Raw genomic sequence first — 16328 nt, forward strand, 5'->3', positions numbered from 1 at the left:
ACGCCCGGTTACATTCCGAACCCGGAAGCTAAGCCTCACAGCGCCGATGGTACTGCAGGGGGGACCCTGTGGGAGAGTAGGACACCGCCGAACAACTCTTGGAGCTCTGGCTCCTGGGCAGCACAGCCCAGGAGCCAGAGCTTTTTTGCGTTGAGGTAGGGTCAGGACGCATCGTCGTTACGTTTGACCAGGAGGCCCCCGCGTGGAGGTCCAGGAGACCCGAGTCCAGACGGACCGGGTCCTCACCATTCCGAACATCCTCAGCATGGCGCGGCTCCTTGGCGTGCCCCTTTTCCTGTGGTTGATCCTCAGGCCGGAGTTCGGAGGGCCCAAGAGCGACGGGTGGGCCCTGCTGGTCCTCGCGCTCAGCGGCGTCAGCGACTACCTGGACGGCAAGCTGGCGCGGCGCTGGAACCAGATCAGCAGCCTGGGCCGGCTGCTCGACCCGGCGGCCGACCGCCTCTACGTGCTTTCCACCCTCGTCGGCCTCACCTGGCGTGAGATTCTGCCGGTCTGGCTGACCGCGGTTCTCCTGGCACGCGAATTGATGCTGCTGGTGGCCGTGGGCGTTCTCCGGCGTCACGGCTACCCCCCGCCCCAGGTGAACTTCTTGGGGAAGGCCGCCACGTTCAACCTGATGTACGCGTTCCCGTTGCTTCTGCTCAGCGATGGAAGCGGATGGATCCCGTCACTCGCCGCCGTTTTCGGATGGGCGTTCGCCGGATGGGGTACAACCCTCTACTGGTGGGCAGGAGTTCTCTACGTGGTGCAGGTCCGCCGACTGGTCCGGGCGGACGCCATGGCCGACTGAGCTCGCCCATTCCGGCAGCCGCAGTGGCTCCGATGGCCCGCTTCGGAAAAGTGCGGGACAATCAGGACGGGTGAAGTCGGCTAGATCGTCGTCTCTTGGAGGAGGACGCTTCCGACATGAAGGCCGTCGTGATGGCCGGAGGCGAAGGCACGCGCCTTCGCCCAATGACCTCGAGCATGCCCAAGCCGCTCCTGCCGGTGGCCAACCGGCCGATCATGGAGCATGTGCTGCGGCTGCTCAAAAGGCATGGTCTGAATGAGACCGTCGTCACAGTCCAGTTCTTGGCCTCGTTGGTCAAGAACTACTTCGGTGACGGTGAAGAGCTCGGCATGGAGCTCACCTATGCCAATGAGGAGAAGCCACTCGGTACCGCCGGAAGCGTCAAGAACGCCGAAGAGGCGTTGAAGGACGATGCCTTCCTGGTGATCTCCGGCGATGCGCTGACCGACTTCGACCTCACGGATCTGATCCGGTTCCACAAGGAAAAGGGTTCGATGGTCACCGTGTGTCTCACGCGCGTGCCCAATCCGCTGGAATTCGGCATCACCATCGTCGACGAAGAGGGCAAGGTCGAGCGTTTCCTCGAGAAGCCGACCTGGGGCCAGGTCTTCTCCGACACGGTGAACACGGGCATTTACGTCATGGAACCGGAGGTCTTCGACTACGTCGAGGCCGACGTTCCCGTCGACTGGTCCGGTGACGTCTTCCCCCAGCTGATGAAGGAAGGCAAGCCGATTTACGGCTATGTCGCCGAGGGCTACTGGGAGGACGTCGGCACCCACGAGAGCTACGTCAAGGCGCAGGCGGACGTCCTCGAAGGCAAGGTGGACGTCCAGCTGGACGGCTTCGAGATCTCACCGGGTGTCTGGGTCGCCGAGGGCGCCGAGGTGCATCCCGACGCCGAACTGCGCGGCCCCCTCTATATCGGCGACTACGCCAAGGTGGAGGCCGGCGCGGAGATCCGTGAGCACACGGTGGTCGGCTCGAACGTCGTCGTGAAGAGCGGTGCCTTCCTGCACAAGGCCGTCGTGCACGACAACGTGTACATCGGGCAGCACAGCAACCTGCGTGGCTGCGTCGTCGGCAAGAACACCGACATCATGCGCGCGGCGCGGATCGAGGACGGCGCGGTCATCGGTGACGAGTGCCTGATCGGTGAGGAATCGATCGTCCAGGGCAATGTGCGGGTCTACCCGTTCAAGACCATCGAGGCGGGTGCCTTCGTCAACACCTCGGTGATCTGGGAGTCCAGGGGGCAGGCGCATCTGTTCGGTGCCCGCGGTGTCTCCGGCATCCTGAATGTGGAGATCACGCCGGAACTCGCCGTACGCCTCGCCGGCGCCTACGCGACGACGTTGAAGAAGGGCTCCACGGTCACCACGGCACGTGACCACTCCCGTGGCGCGCGTGCGCTCAAGCGGGCGGTCATCTCGGCCCTCCAGGCCAGCGCCATCGACGTACGAGACCTGGAGAACGTGCCGCTGCCGGTGGCCAGGCAGCAGACCGCACGCGGCAGCGCCGGTGGCATCATGATCCGGACCACTCCTGGAGTACCGGACTCCGTCGACATCATGTTCTTCGACGGACAGGGCGCCGATCTGTCGCAGGGCGGCCAGCGCAAGCTCGACCGGGTCTTCGCCCGCCAGGAGTACCGGCGCGCGTTCCCTGGCGAAATCGGCGACCTTTACTTCCCGTCCAGCGTCTTCGACTCGTACACCGGGTCACTCCTGCGCAACGTCGACACGAACGGTATCGGCGAGGCGGGTCTCAAAGTCGTCGTGGACGCCTCGAACGGCAGCGCCGGCCTGGTCCTGCCCAGCCTGCTCGGCAAGCTCGGTGTCGACTCGCTGACCATCAACCCCGGTCTCGACGAGTCCCGGCCGACGGAGAGCGAGGACATGCGCCGAAAGGGGCTGGTGCGGCTCGGCGAGATCGTGGCGTCCTCCGGGGCCGCGTTCGGGGTGCGGTTCGACCCGGTCGGAGAGCGGCTGTCGCTCGTCGACGAGAAGGGCCGCATCATCGAGGACGACCGGGCGCTGCTGGTGATGCTCGACCTGGTCGCCGCCGAGCGTCGCAGCGGCCGGGTCGCACTGCCGGTGACGACCACCCGCATCGCCGAGCAGGTGGCCGCCTACCACGGCACCCAGGTCGAGTGGACGACGACCTCGCCCGACGACCTGACACGGGTCGGCGGCGAGGAGGGGACGATCTTCGGTGGCGACGGCAAGGGCGGGTTCATCGTCCCGGAGTTCAGCAGCGTCTACGACGGCACGGCGGCCTTCGTACGGCTGATCGGGCTGGTCGCGCGAACCCAGCTGACCCTCAGCCAGATCGACGCCCGGATCCCGCGCGCCCATGTCCTCAAGCGCGACCTGGCCACGCCGTGGGCGGTGAAGGGCCTGGTGATGCGCCGGGTCGTCGAGGCGGCGGGAGAGCGTTTCGTCGACACGACGGACGGTGTGCGGGTCGTGGAAACCGACGGGCGCTGGGTCATGGTGCTGCCCGACCCGGCCGAGGCGGTCACCCACCTGTGGGCCGAGGGTCCCGACGACGCCTCCGCGCAGGCCCTGCTCGACGAGTGGTCGGCGGTCGTCGACAGCGCGGGACGGTAGCGGACCGCAGAGGCAGGACCGTCCGGACGCCACGACCGGACGGTGACACAGGGCGATAAAACGGACAGCACGCGGGCGTGCCGGACAAGTGCCCCCAAGGGGGCCTGTCCGGCACGCCGGTGGGGTCATTCGGAGGACTCGGCCCCTGCATGCGACGATGTGCGGCATGCCGCAGCAACCCCCCGTTCGGAGCACCCCCACGCGGCCTTCCCGTCCGGATGCGTCCATGTCGTTGATCACCAACGTCATGGACCACAGCCTCGACGACGGCTATGCCGAGGCCGCCGCACGGAAGAAGGCCGCTGGTGAGGGCGGTCTGCCCAAAACCCTCCGGGCGCGGCTGGGACTGGCGGTCGGCCTGGTGCTGGCGGCGCTGGTGGTGACCGTGGGAGCGGCGCAGGCGCGCGTGGCGGCCCCGACGGTCGCCAAGGAGCGCCAGGAGCTGATCGACCGCATCGACCGTGAGACGGCGGCGGCCGACAAGCTCGAGCGAGATGTCGACAAACTCCGTGGCGACGTGAGCGAGCGGCAGCGGCAGGCGCTCAGGGAGAGCGGCGGAAACAGCCGGGCCGACCTGGTGGGGATCCTGGCGGGCGCCACCGCGGTGCACGGACCCGGGGTGAAACTCGTCGTGGACGACGCCAAGGAGGCCGCCACGGGCGGGGGCGGCGGCAACCCGCGCGAGACGTCGGGCTTCTCGGACACGGGCAGGGTGCGCGACCGGGACATGCAGCGCGTCGTGAACGGGCTGTGGCAGTCGGGGGCCGAGGCGGTCTCCGTCAACGGGCAGCGGTTGACCGCCCTGTCCGCGATCAGGGCGGCCGGCGACGCCATACTGGTCGACAACAAACCGCTGGTGCCGCCGTACACGGTGCTCGCGGTGGGGGACGGGCAACGGCTGAGCACCCGGTTCCAGGACAGCCCCGACGGGCTGTACCTGCACGCCCTCCAGGACAACTACGGCATCCGGACGAGCATCTCCGTGGAGGGCGACCTCCGGCTGCCCGCCGCACCGAGTGTGATCGTACGTACCGCACAGCCGAGCACTGAGAAGGGCACATCGTGATCGCCGTACTGGGCCTCGTCGTGGGAGTGGTGGCCGGCCTGTTGGTCCGGCCCGAGGTTCCGGCGGTTGTCGAGCCTTATCTGCCGATCGCCGTCGTCGCGGCGCTGGACGCCGTCTTCGGCGGGCTGCGGGCCATGCTCGACGGGATCTTCGACGACAAGGTGTTCGTGGTGTCGTTCCTGTCGAACGTGGTCGTCGCCGCGCTGATCGTGTTCCTGGGCGACAAGTTGGGCGTGGGCGCCCAGCTGTCCACGGGGGTCGTGGTGGTCCTCGGCATCCGCATCTTCTCCAACGCCGCCGCGATCCGACGGCACGTGTTCCGGGCGTGAGACCGATGAACCACAAGGACGAACTGCCGGAGAACGAGTCCGGCGCGAACCGGGACGAGCCGGGCGAGGAGCGGGAGGACCAGAGGGAGAACCGGCTCCGCAAGGAACTGCCCGCGGAGGTCCCCGCGCAGGTTCCCGGAGCCGCGGAGGGCACCGAGGAGGAGTCCGCTCCCCAGCTCACCGGTCGTCAGCGGCTGGGCAAGGGCCTGTGGCCGCCGCGCTTCACCCGGGCCCAACTCGTCGTCGCGCTGCTGCTGTTCGGCCTGGGCTTCGGTCTCGCGGTCCAGGTCGCCTCCAACAGCGACAGTGACAGTGCGCTGCGCGGTGCCCGGCAGGAGGATCTTGTGCGCATCCTCGATGAACTCGACGACCGTACTCAGCGTCTTGAGGACGAGAAGCAGGGTCTCGACAAGCAGCGTCAGGAGCTGGAGAACAGCTCGGACCAGGCCGAGGAGGCCCGCAGGCAGACGGTCGAGAAGGAGAGGCAACTCGGCATTCTGGCGGGCACGGTGGCCGCGCAGGGACCAGGCATCACGATGACGATCGAGGACACGAAGGGGACGGTCCGGGCGGACATGCTGCTGGACGCGATACAGGAGCTGCGCGCGGCCGGTGCGGAGGCCATCCAGGTCAACGGCGTCAGGGTGGTGGCGAGCACCTATCTGACGGACTCCGGCAAGAGCGTGGACGTCGACGGGAACAAGATCAACGCGCCCTATCGTTTCAAGGTCATCGGCAAGCCGCAGGACCTGGAGCCGGCGCTCAACATCCCGGGGGGCGTGGTGCAGACCCTCGAGAAGGAGCAGGCCACCGTGACCGTCGAGCGATCGGACAAGATCGTCGTGGACGCCTTGCGAGCGGCGAAGCAGCCTGACTACGCTCGGTCGTCCTCCCAGTGAACCGGGGGTGCATGGCGGTCGTCCGGCAGGGGCATGAGGTTGCGGGGGGTCGGCGCACCGATTGGGTGGTGCGTGGTGGAAACTGTCTGGTGGATACGGACGTTGTGAAGATGTCCGGGTCGACCGGTGTATGCAGTCAGGGTTCGTCCTGCCCCACGGGCGGGTCTGTTTCGGTCAAGGGGAATCGCCCGTGAAGTTGTTTGCGAAGTTGTTCGGCAAGAGCGCGCGAGAGGGCGGCGACAATGCGACCGCCCGTCATCGCGCACAGCCCGACGCGGAAGGTCAGCGTCCGCTGTTCCGCGACCAGGTCCCGGGGTCGGGTGACATTTCCGGCGCACCGGGCGCGCCGTCGGTTGACCCTGCCCAGGCAGGCGGCATAGGTTTCGGCCAACCGTCAACCTCAGGTACGGGTGGAGGGTTTGCCGCCGGCCCGTACGCGTCCCCAGCCCCGACGGGGCAGCCGCGGCAGGAGGATCCGTCCATGTCGGCCCTGGTCTGTACGAGGTGCGGCCACCGCAACGCGGAGAACAGCCGTTTCTGCTCCAACTGCGGTGCCCCGCTGCGGCCGGGCGCGGTGCCGGAGCGCGCGTCGGAGACGACCTCCACGATCTCCATCTCCGGTCTGGAGGCCTACGACGCCGAGGCCACCGGTCAGACGCCGATGCTGTCTCCGGAGGCGCAGGCGGCCGTCGACGCGCTGCCGGTCGGTTCCGCCCTGCTGGTGGTGCGCCGCGGGCCGAACTCGGGCAGCCGCTTCCTCCTGGACGGCGAGCTGACCACGGCCGGGCGTCATCCGCAGAGCGACATCTTCCTGGACGACGTGACGGTCTCGCGCCGCCACGTGGAGTTCCGTCGCGGCCCGGACGGGTCGTTCACGGTGGCCGACGTCGGCAGCCTGAACGGCACGTACGTCAACCGGGAGCGGATCGACCAGGTCGCTCTGTCCAACGGCGACGAGGTGCAGATCGGCAAGTACCGGCTGGTCTTCTACTCGAGCCGACAGGGCTACTGACCCTCCCCGGACTCGTCCGGGGAGATCCCAGGGAAGGTCCATGCTTCAAACACCGAGCGGTGGTGCCGGGCACGGCACCACCGCCGCGGACAGTGGGCTGATGAGCATCGGCAGCGTGCTGAACGTGCTGCGCGAGGAGTTTCCCGAGGTCACCATCTCCAAGATCCGTTTCCTGGAGTCGGAGGGCCTCGTCGAGCCGCGGCGTACCCCCTCGGGGTATCGGAAGTTCAGTCCGGACGACGTCGAGCGCCTCGCCCGCGTGCTGAGACTGCAGCGGGACCACTACCTGCCGTTGAAGGTGATCCGCGAGTATCTGGACGCGGTGGAGCGCGGTGAGGCCGTGTCGCTGCCGGTGCTCGGCCGGCAGCGTGACGGCGAGGCCGTGCCGGCGCCCGTCGAGACGCCCGCGGCGGCCCGGATCGGCCGGGCCGAGCTGCTCGCCGCCGCGGAGATCGACGAGGAGGTCCTCCAGGAGTGGGAGTCGTACGGGCTGGTCACTCCGGTGGAGGACGGCGCTTACGACGCGGAGGCGGTCACTGTCGCCTCGCTGGTCCGTGAGCTGGGGCGGTTCGGGATCGAACCCCGTCACCTGAGGGTGATGAAGGGGGCCGCCGACCGGGAGGCCGGGCTCGTCGACCAGGTGGTGGCCCCGCTGCGGCGTCATCGCAATCCGCAGACCCGAGCCCATGCCGAGGCCCGTACGAAGGAGCTGGCGGCGCTGACGGTGAGGCTGCACGCGGCGCTGGTGCAGACCGCGCTCGGTGTGCGACTGCCCTGAACCGGCCACTCCGACCCGGTACCAGCCGCGGCGGCCGGATCGGCCTCCCGTTTCCGGCCCGACTACCCAAACATCCCGGGCACGGCCTAGGGTTGCTGTGTGAACGAGCTCGATGTCGTAGGTGTCCGGGTCGAGATGCCCTCCAACCAGCCGATCGTGCTCCTGCGTGAAGTGGGGGGCGACCGCTACCTCCCCATCTGGATCGGGCCGGGGGAGGCTACGGCCATCGCCTTCGCCCAGCAGGGGATGGCCCCCGCGCGTCCGCTGACCCATGACCTGTTCAAGGATGTGCTGGAGGCCGTCGGCCAGGAGCTCACGGAAGTGCGCATCACGGATCTGCGTGAGGGCGTCTTCTACGCGGAGCTGGTCTTCGCGAGCGGGGTCGAGGTCAGTGCTCGTCCGTCCGATGCCATAGCGCTGGCGCTGCGCACCGGCACGCCGATCTACGGCAGTGACACGGTGCTCGACGACGCGGGCATCGCGATCCCGGACGAGCAGGAGGACGAGGTGGAGAAGTTCCGCGAGTTCCTCGACCAGATCTCGCCGGAGGACTTCGGCACCAGCAACCAGTGAGGTTCGGGCCCCCGGCTCCGGCAGGCGCTGGTCGCGGGGCGGGACCCGGCAGGCAGTGAAACGCCGACATATGCCACCGGCCACCGGGAGTGCTCGGCCGTTCCCCGCGTGGCATTCCGCTAGCCTTTCCCCACGACGGGGCACGGGAAACCACTCGTAGGGTGATTATCACTCGGCGTGCCGAGTGTGGCGATCGTTGACGCACCCCCGGTGACTGCCTACCGTCGAGGAGGCAGGTCAAGGACGGAGGTCGGCGTGAGAAGCAGCGGCGACGGTACGGCTGGGGGTGCCCCCGGTCGTGAGGCCGGGGGAATGGGTCCGTACCCTCCTCCGGGCTCTCGGCTCCGCTCGAGCATGGGCTACCCCCATCACGTCAGCACGGCCGATCACGCTCCGCAGCGGCCCACGGTCGTGCCGAGCAGCAAGGGGGCGGCGTCCATGGCGTCCGAGCAGATCGGCTACCGCGGTCCGACGGCCTGCGCGGCCGCCGGCATCACCTACCGGCAACTGGACTACTGGGCGCGCACGGGCCTGGTCGAGCCGAGCGTGCGGCCCGCCCACGGGTCCGGCACGCAGCGGTTGTACAGCTTCCGTGACGTCGTCGTCCTGAAGATCGTCAAGCGGTTCCTCGACACCGGGGTGTCGCTGCAGAACATCCGTACGGCCGTCCAGCACCTGCGCGAGCGCGGCTTCCGTGACCTGGAGCGCATGACGCTGATGAGCGACGGCGCCACGGTCTACGAGTGCACCTCGCCCGACGAGGTCCACGCCCTGCTCCAGGGCGGCCAGGGCATCTTCGGCATCGCCGTCGGCGTGGTGTGGCGCGACGTGGAGAGCGCGCTGTCCCAGCTGCACGGCGAGCGCGTCGACACCGGCGAGACCCTGGTGGGCCACAATCCCGGCGACGAACTCGCCCGACGACGCAACCGGGCGGTCTGAGCGGCCCACGGGCCTCGGCCGTGCCGGACGTCGCGTCATACGTGGCGCCTGGGCTGCGGGGTCCCTGACGCCGGGGCGGGTCCCGTTCCGGGGTGTTGTCAGTGGTGTGGTGCAGCATCGGAGGTGTGAGAAGCGCGCCGACCATCCTGCATCTCGACATGGATGCCTTCTTCGCCCAGGCGGAGCAGGCGTCCAAGCCGAGCCTGCGCGGGAAGGCCGTCATCGTGGGCGGGCTCGGGCCGCGCGGGGTCGTGGCCACCGCGTCGTACGAGGCACGGGTCTTCGGTGTCCACTCGGCGATGCCGATGGCCCAGGCGCGGCGGCTGGCTCCGAACGCCGCGTACCTCGTGCCGCGCTTCGGCTTCTACCGGTCCATCAGCGAGCAGGTGATGGGGCTGCTGCGGGCGCTGTCGCCGCTGGTGGAGCCGCTCAGCCTGGACGAGGCGTTCGTGGACCTGGAGGCCGGGGAAGCGGCCTGGGACGCCGATTCCGCCCGGCTGGCCGGGGCCCGGCTGCGCGCCGACATACGGGCCGTCACCGGCCTGACGGGCTCGGTGGGCCTGGCCGCCTCCAAGATGCTCGCGAAGATCGCCTCCGAGCAGGCAAAGCCCGACGGGCTGGTCCTCATCGAGCCCGGCACCGAGCGGGCCCTGCTGGGCCCCATGTCGGTGCGGACGCTGCCCGGCGTGGGCCCGGCGACGGGCGACCACCTGCGGCGGGCCGGGATCCACACGGTCGACGAGCTGGCCGAGGCGGGTGAGGACGAGCTCGTACGGCTGCTGGGCAAGGCGCACGGGCAGGCGCTGCACGCCATGGCGCTGGCGCACGACGAGCGGCCCGTGGTCGCCGAGCGCGAGGCGAAGTCGGTGTCGGTCGAGGACACCTACGACGTGGACATCCACGACCGGCTGCGGGTGGGCCTGGAGGTGCAGCGGCTCGCCGACCGGTGCGTACGGCGGCTGCGCGGGGCCGGGCTGTCGGGCCGCACCATCGTGCTGAAGGTGCGGCGCTACGACTTCTCCACGCTGACCCGCTCCGAGACGCTGCGCGGGCCCACCGACGACCCGGCGGTGGTGCGGGAGGCGGCGGCCCGGCTGCTGGACTCGGTGGACACCACGGGCGGGGTGCGGCTGCTCGGTGTGGGCGTGTCCGGGCTCGCCGACTACACGCAGGAGGACCTCTTCGCCCAGGCGGCCGGCGCGCGGGTGGACAGCCCTGAGGAGGAGCCCGCGGCCGAGGCGGCGCCGGAGCAGCCGGCCCCCGCCGAGCGGCACTGGCCGGCGGGCCACGACGTACGGCACACCGAGTTCGGGCACGGCTGGGTCCAGGGCAGCGGCCTCGGCCGGGTCACCGTCCGTTTCGAGACGCCCGACTCCGCGCCGGGGCGGGTGCGGACCTTCCGTGTCGACGACCCGGACCTGGAACCGGCGGATCCGCTTCCGCTGGTGCGGCGAAGACCGGACGCCACCACCGGCAACGCGTCCTCGGTGGCCGGCGGGGCCCGGTCCGGATAGCGGGCGGTGGGACGCCGCTCGCTCTCAGCTTTCCTCGGAACCGGATCCCGCGAGCTTGCCGAAGTCGCGGTCCGGGAGGGCGGGGGGAGGCGCCACGTCGAGGCCGTAGTGGTGGTAGAGCTGGAGTTCCTGCTCGGGGGAGAGGTGGCGGCCGACGCCGAAGTCGGGGGCCTCCTTGATGAGGGCCCGGTCGAAGGGGACGTGCAGTTCACCGCCGACCAGTTGGCTGGGCTCGAGCGGCACGAAGGCGTCCCGGGAGAACAGGCCGGTGCGTATGGCGGCCCACTCCGGCACACCGGTCGCGTCGTCGAGGTAGACCTCGTCCACCGTGCCGATCTTGGTGCCGTTCCGGTCGAACGCCTTGCGGCCGATCAGGTTGCGCGGATCGATGTCGGTCTGCACGGTCCCTCCACTAGGTCGCAACTCATTCGTAAGCACTACGAAAGAGCACAATCGGGACGGCGGCCACTCGAGCCCGCCTCGTGACACCCGCTGGTACCCTGGCAAACGGCTGCTGACCCCGTGCGGGAGAGTCCTCCACCACCGGAGGCGCCGAAGGAGCAAATCCTCCCCGGAATCTCTCAGGCCCCTGTACCGCACGGACGAGGTCACTCTGGAAAGCAGAGCGGGTGTCGACGGATGCCGCTCTCACCGACGGTGAAAACCGGGTGCCCTCGGGCGGTCCGGTGAAGCTCTCAGGTTGAGATGACAGAGGGGGAGGCCGTCGGGGCACCCGAGCCGTGGTGTCCCTCGAAGGTCGCGTCAGACCAGGAGGCCTCCGCAATGACCGCCCAGCGCATTCCGCTCTCCGAGCTCGAACAGGGCATTCCCTTCGAGCAGCGCCACATCGGGCCCGACCAGGAGGCGCGGGCTAAGATGCTCGCGCAGGTCGGTTACGGCTCGCTCGACGAGCTGACCGCCGCCGCGGTGCCGGATGTGATCAAGAACGCCGACAAGCTCGACCTGCCGGGCGCCCGCACCGAGGCCGAGGTGCTGGCCGAACTGCGTTCCCTCGCCGACCGCAACCAGGTCCTCGGCTCGATGATCGGCCTCGGTTACTACGGCACGTTCACCCCGCCCGTCGTCCTGCGCAACGTCATGGAGAACCCCGCCTGGTACACCGCGTACACGCCGTACCAGCCGGAGATCTCGCAGGGCCGGCTCGAGGCGCTGCTGAACTTCCAGACCATGGTCGCCGACCTCACCGGCCTGCCGACCTCCGGCGCCTCCCTCCTGGACGAGGGCACCGCCGCCGCCGAGGCCATGGCGCTGTCCCGGCGCATGGGCAAGAACAAGAAGGGCCTCTTCCTGGTCGACGCGGACGCGCTGCCGCAGACCATCGCCGTCATCGAGACCCGCGCCGAGCCGACCGGCGTCGAGGTCGTCGTCGCCGACCTCAGCGACGGCATCCCCGCCGAGATCGCCGAGCGCGAGATCAACGGCGTGCTCCTGCAGTACCCCGGCGCCTCCGGCGCCGTACGCGACCTCAAGCCGGTCATCGACCAGGCGCACGAGCTGGGCGCGCTGGTCACCGTCGCCGCCGACCTGCTCGCCCTCACCCTGCTGAAGTCCCCCGGCGAGCTGGGCGCGGACATCGCCGTCGGCACGACCCAGCGCTTCGGCGTGCCGATGGGCTTCGGCGGCCCGCACGCCGGCTACATGGCGGTGCACGAGAAGTTCGCCCGCAGCCTGCCCGGCCGCCTGGTCGGCGTCTCCGTGGACGCGGACGGCAACAAGGCCTACCGTCTCGCCCTCCAGACCCGTGAGCAGCACATCCGCCGCGAGAGGGCCACCAGCAACATCTGCACCGCCCAGGTGCTGCTCGCCGTCATGGCCGGCATGTACGCCGTCTACCACGGCCCCGAGGGACTGAAGGGCATCGCCCAGCGCACCCACCGCTACGCCACGATCCTCGCCGAGGGCCTGAAGGCGGGCGGTGCCGAGGTCGTCCACGGCGCCTACTTCGACACGATCACGGTCAGGGCCGAGGGCCGGGCCGCCGAGGTCGTCGCCGCCGCCCGCGAGGCCGGCGTGAACCTGCGCCTGGTGGACGCCGACCACGTCTCCATCGCCTGCGACGAGACCACCAACCGGGCGCAGCTGCGCAGCGTGTGGTCCGCCTTCGGCGTCGAGGCCCGCATCGAGGCGCTGGACGCCGCCGCCGCGGACGCCCTGCCCGAGACCCTGCTGCGCACCGACGCCTACCTCACCCACCCCGTCTTCCACCAGCACCGCTCCGAGACCGCGATGCTGCGCTACCTGCGCAAGCTGGCCGACCGCGACTACGCGCTCGACCGCGGCATGATCCCGCTGGGCTCCTGCACCATGAAGCTCAACGCGACCACGGAGATGGAACCGGTCACCTGGCCCGAGTTCGGCGGGCTGCACCCCTTCGCGCCCGCCGAGCAGGCGCAGGGCTACCTCACCCTCATCCACGAGCTGGAGGACCGGCTCGCCGAGGTCACCGGCTACGACAAGGTCTCGCTCCAGCCCAACGCCGGCTCGCAGGGCGAACTCGCCGGCCTGCTCGCCGTCCGCGGCTACCACCGCGCCAACGGCGACGACCAGCGCACCGTCTGCCTCATCCCGTCCTCCGCGCACGGCACCAACGCCGCCAGCGCCGTGATGGCCGGCATGAAGGTCGTCGTCGTGAAGACCGCCGAGGACGGCGAGATCGACGTCGAGGACCTGCGGGCGAAGATCGAGCAGCACCGCGACCAGCTGGCCGTGCTGATGATCACCTACCCCTCGACGCACGGTGTGTTCGAGGAGCACGTCGCCGACATCTGCGCCCAGGTGCACGACGCCGGCGGTCAGGTCTACGTCGACGGCGCCAACCTCAACGCCCTGGTCGGCCTCGCCAAGCCGGGCCACTTCGGCGGCGACGTCTCCCACCTGAACCTGCACAAGACGTTCTGCATCCCGCACGGCGGCGGCGGTCCCGGCGTCGGCCCGGTCGCCGTACGCTCCCACCTGGCGCCGTACCTGCCCAACCACCCGATGCAGCCCGAGGCCGGACCCGAGACCGGCGTCGGTCCGATCTCGGCCGCGCCCTGGGGCTCGGCGGGCATCCTGCCCATCTCCTGGGCGTACGTCCGGCTGATGGGCGGGGAGGGCCTCAAGCGCGCCACGCAGGTCGCGGTCCTCAGCGCCAACTACGTCGCCAAGCGCCTGGAGCCGCACTACCCGGTGCTCTACACAGGCCCCGGCAACCTGGTCGCGCACGAGTGCATCATCGACCTGCGGCCGCTGACCAAGGCGACCGGTGTGAGCGTGGACGACGTGGCCAAGCGACTGATCGACTACGGCTTCCACGCGCCGACGATGTCCTTCCCGGTGGCCGGCACGCTGATGATCGAGCCGACCGAGTCGGAGGACCTGGCCGAGCTGGACCGCTTCTGCGACGCGATGATCGCGATCCGCGCCGAGATCGAGAAGGTCGGCTCCGGCGAGTGGCCCGCGGAGGACAACCCGCTGCGCGGCGCCCCGCACACCGCGGCCGCGCTCGGCGGGGAGTGGAAGCACGCCTACAGCCGTGAGGAGGCGCTCTTCCCGGCCGGTGTCTCGGTGGCGGACAAGTACTGGCCGCCGGTGCGCCGCATCGACCAGGCCTTCGGCGACCGGAACCTGGTCTGCTCCTGCCCGCCGCTGGACGCGTACGAGGACTGAGCGGCGCAGAGCCACCCGGGCGGCCGTCGGAGCCGCCGTGAGAAGCACAGGGGGCCCCTGTCCGGCTTTTTCGGCCGGGCAGGGGCCCCTTGGTGAGTCAGGCGGGCGGGGTTGGGCCCGGTGGGCCCGCGTCAGGCGGCTGTGGGCCCGTCAGGCCGGGTAGGCGTGGGTCTGGGCCGCCTTGACCGTGGCCCAGACGACCGCGCCCGGGTGCAGATCGAGTTCCGCCGCGGCGACCGTGGTCAGGTCGGCGGCGAGGGCCAGCTCGCCGGTGAGGTCCGCACGGATCTGGTCGCCGTGCGTTTCCAGGCCCGCGACCTCGCACCGCCACAGATTGCGCGCGCTGGAGCCGGAGGGCCGGTCCCGGTAGAGGGTGACGGCGCCCGGCGGGAACGCGACGAAGGCGGGTCCGGACAGGTCTTCGGTGGTGGCGAGGACCGGGCCGCCCTCCAGCCGTACGGTGTGGCCCTCGGCCTGCCCGCGATACAGGTTCAGGCCGACCAACTGCGCGATGTAGTCCGTGCGCGGACGGCGGGCGATGTCCGACGGGGCCCCCTTCTGCACCACGCGCCCGTGCTCGACGACGACGAGCCGGTCCGCCAGTACCATCGCGTCCAGCGGGTCGTGGGTGACCAGGACGGCGACGGCCTCGAACTCGGCGAGGTGCCGGCGGAGCTGGGCCCGCACCTCCAGGCGCGTCCGGGCGTCCAGCGCGGCGAGCGGCTCGTCCAGGAGCAGCAGCCGGGGCCGGGTGGCCAGGGCGCGGGCCAGGGCCACCCGCTGGGCCTGGCCTCCGGAGAGCCTGCGCGGCTTGACGCCGGCGTGGTCGGCCAGGCCCATGCGCGCCAGCCACTCGGCGGCCTGCGCACGGGCCTCCGCCTTGCTCGCGCCCCGGCAGCGCGGCCCGAAGGCCACGTTGTCCAGGGCGGACAGGTGCGGGAAGAGCAGGTAGTCCTGGAAGACGACCCCGACCGGACGCGCCTCCGGCGGCGTACGGTCCAGCGTGGCGCCGTCCAGGCGCAGATGGCCGCCGGTGAGGGGGACCAGGCCGGCCAGGGCGCGCAGGGCCGTGGTCTTGCCGGCGCCGTTCGGGCCGAGCAGGGCCACGACGTCGCCGGGGGCGGCGGTGAGCGTCAGGTCGAGACGGAAGGCGCCGCGGTCGACGACGAGCCGGGCGTCCAGCCCGGCACCCCGCGGGTTCTCGGCGCGGACGCCGCTCGTGGTCTCGTCGATGTCCGTCATGAGGTGATCGTCCAGGATGCGCGATGGTTCGTGCGGGGGATCCGCGGCGGCCTCATGAGGACGCCGTCGTCCAGCGGTCCCGCAGACCCGCGAGCACCGCGATCGACACCGCGAGCAGCACCAGGCTCAGCGCGATCGCGGCGGCCGGATCGTTCTGCAGGGCCAGGTAGACCGCCAGGGGCATGGTCTGGGTACGGCCGGGGAAGTTGCCGGCGAAGGTGATCGTCGCACCGAACTCGCCGAGCGCCCGCGCCCAGGCCAGCACGGCACCCGCGGCGATGCCCGGCGCGATCAGCGGCAGGGTGACCCGGCGGAACGCGGTGAAGCGGGACGCGCCCAGCGTGGTGGCCGCCTCCTCGTAGCGCGGGTCCGCGGCGCGCAGCGTGCCCTCCACGCTGATGACGAGGAACGGCATGGCCACGAACGCCTCCGCGACCACCACACCGGCCGTGGTGAACGGCAGGGTGATCCCGAACCAGGAGTCCAGCCACTGTCCGACGACCCCGTTGCGCCCCAGCGCCAGCAGCAGCGCCACACCGCCCACCACCGGCGGCAGGACCAGCGGCAGCGTCACCAGGGCCCGTACGAGGCCGCGTCCGGGGAACTCGGTCCGGGCCAGCAGCCAGGCCAGCGGGACGCCGAGCACCAGGCTGACGGCGGTGGCGGCGGTGGCGCTGATCAGGGACAGCTGGAGCGCCTGCCACACCTCCGGACTGGTCAGCTGGCCGGGCAGGCTGCGCCAGGGGGCGCGGATCAGCAGGGCCAGCAGCGGCAGCAGCAGGAACGCCAGGCCCACCAGCGCGGGCACCAGTAGGGGGAGCGGGACGCCCCGGGGGACACGCCGGCGCCGTGGCCCGTTCTCCAGGGTCACCGTGCCGGTGTCG

The 16328-nt window shown here is 70.6% G+C and carries 14 protein-coding genes, 1 rRNA gene and 1 riboswitch; of the genes, 12 read left to right on the forward strand and 3 right to left on the reverse strand.

The window, feature by feature from the left end; translation table 11 throughout:
- The 11 genes from rrf to ABZ484_RS02090 all read left to right on the forward strand — a co-directional run.
- Positions 1-93 (forward strand): 5S ribosomal RNA (gene rrf / locus ABZ484_RS02040); the annotation flags it as partial.
- Positions 94-202: 109 nt separating this feature from the next.
- Positions 203-811, forward strand: a complete 609-nt coding sequence (locus ABZ484_RS02045) for a CDP-alcohol phosphatidyltransferase family protein (protein WP_358863963.1) — start codon at positions 203-205, stop codon at positions 809-811.
- A gap of 116 nt (positions 812-927) precedes the next feature.
- Complete coding sequence (locus ABZ484_RS02050) at positions 928-3423, forward strand: mannose-1-phosphate guanyltransferase (protein WP_358863964.1); 2496 nt, start codon at positions 928-930, stop codon at positions 3421-3423.
- 226 nt (positions 3424-3649) lie between these two features.
- On the forward strand, positions 3650-4489 hold the full coding sequence (locus ABZ484_RS02055; RefSeq protein WP_358863965.1) for a DUF881 domain-containing protein: 840 nt from the start codon (positions 3650-3652) through the stop codon (positions 4487-4489).
- On the forward strand, positions 4486-4818 hold the full coding sequence (locus ABZ484_RS02060; RefSeq protein WP_003988855.1) for a small basic family protein: 333 nt from the start codon (positions 4486-4488) through the stop codon (positions 4816-4818). Before ABZ484_RS02055 ends, ABZ484_RS02060 begins: the two co-directional genes overlap by 4 nt.
- A gap of 5 nt (positions 4819-4823) precedes the next feature.
- Positions 4824-5717: a DUF881 domain-containing protein gene (locus tag ABZ484_RS02065; protein ID WP_358863966.1), complete on the forward strand. Its 894-nt coding sequence runs from the start codon at positions 4824-4826 to the stop codon at positions 5715-5717.
- A 130-nt stretch (positions 5718-5847) separates the two neighbouring features.
- Complete coding sequence (locus ABZ484_RS02070; protein WP_306185728.1) at positions 5848-6729, forward strand: FHA domain-containing protein; 882 nt, start codon at positions 5848-5850, stop codon at positions 6727-6729.
- 40 nt (positions 6730-6769) lie between these two features.
- Complete coding sequence (locus tag ABZ484_RS02075) at positions 6770-7507, forward strand: MerR family transcriptional regulator (RefSeq protein ID WP_358863967.1); 738 nt, start codon at positions 6770-6772, stop codon at positions 7505-7507.
- Positions 7508-7606: 99 nt separating this feature from the next.
- Complete coding sequence (locus tag ABZ484_RS02080) at positions 7607-8080, forward strand: bifunctional nuclease family protein (protein ID WP_004934251.1); 474 nt, start codon at positions 7607-7609, stop codon at positions 8078-8080.
- A gap of 255 nt (positions 8081-8335) precedes the next feature.
- On the forward strand, positions 8336-9019 hold the full coding sequence (locus ABZ484_RS02085; RefSeq protein WP_358863968.1) for a MerR family transcriptional regulator: 684 nt from the start codon (positions 8336-8338) through the stop codon (positions 9017-9019).
- A 125-nt stretch (positions 9020-9144) separates the two neighbouring features.
- Positions 9145-10533, forward strand: a complete 1389-nt coding sequence (locus tag ABZ484_RS02090) for a DNA polymerase IV (protein WP_358863969.1) — start codon at positions 9145-9147, stop codon at positions 10531-10533.
- 24 nt (positions 10534-10557) lie between these two features.
- Here ABZ484_RS02090 and ABZ484_RS02095 read toward each other — a convergent pair whose 3' ends face one another.
- Positions 10558-10935: a PRC-barrel domain-containing protein gene (locus tag ABZ484_RS02095; protein ID WP_358863970.1), complete on the reverse strand. Its 378-nt coding sequence runs from the start codon at positions 10933-10935 to the stop codon at positions 10558-10560.
- A gap of 113 nt (positions 10936-11048) precedes the next feature.
- Positions 11049-11140: riboswitch (glycine riboswitch) on the forward strand.
- A gap of 176 nt (positions 11141-11316) precedes the next feature.
- Between ABZ484_RS02095 and gcvP the strand changes: the two genes are divergently transcribed.
- The gene (gene gcvP, locus ABZ484_RS02100) at positions 11317-14202 is read left to right on the forward strand and encodes an aminomethyl-transferring glycine dehydrogenase (protein WP_358863971.1); all 2886 of its coding nucleotides are present in this window, start codon (positions 11317-11319) and stop codon (positions 14200-14202) included.
- Positions 14203-14352: 150 nt separating this feature from the next.
- On the opposite strand, the gene ABZ484_RS02105 is transcribed toward gcvP, so the two are convergent.
- Entirely contained in the window at positions 14353-15444 is a 1092-nt protein-coding gene (locus ABZ484_RS02105; RefSeq protein ID WP_358863972.1) for an ABC transporter ATP-binding protein, read from the reverse strand.
- A 52-nt stretch (positions 15445-15496) separates the two neighbouring features.
- Positions 15497-16315, reverse strand: coding sequence for a molybdate ABC transporter permease subunit (gene modB, locus ABZ484_RS02110; RefSeq protein ID WP_358864127.1), 819 nt, complete (start codon positions 16313-16315; stop codon positions 15497-15499).
- Positions 16316-16328 lie beyond the last annotated feature (13 nt).

It is taken from the genome of Streptomyces sp. NPDC006393, from assembly GCF_040628575.1.
GTDB lineage: Bacteria > Actinomycetota > Actinomycetes > Streptomycetales > Streptomycetaceae > Streptomyces.

Coding starts and splice junctions, on each gene's coding strand:
- ABZ484_RS02050 (WP_358863964.1), top strand. CDS start 928: ATGAAGGCCGTCGTGATGGCCGGAGGCGAAGGCACGCGCCTTCGCCCA.
- ABZ484_RS02055 (WP_358863965.1), top strand. CDS start 3,650: ATGTCGTTGATCACCAACGTCATGGACCACAGCCTCGACGACGGCTAT.
- ABZ484_RS02065 (WP_358863966.1), top strand. CDS start 4,824: ATGAACCACAAGGACGAACTGCCGGAGAACGAGTCCGGCGCGAACCGG.
- ABZ484_RS02070 (WP_306185728.1), top strand. CDS start 5,848: ATGCAGTCAGGGTTCGTCCTGCCCCACGGGCGGGTCTGTTTCGGTCAA.
- ABZ484_RS02075 (WP_358863967.1), top strand. CDS start 6,770: ATGCTTCAAACACCGAGCGGTGGTGCCGGGCACGGCACCACCGCCGCG.
- gcvP (WP_358863971.1), top strand. CDS start 11,317: ATGACCGCCCAGCGCATTCCGCTCTCCGAGCTCGAACAGGGCATTCCC.
- ABZ484_RS02105 (WP_358863972.1), bottom strand. CDS start 15,444: ATGACGGACATCGACGAGACCACGAGCGGCGTCCGCGCCGAGAACCCG.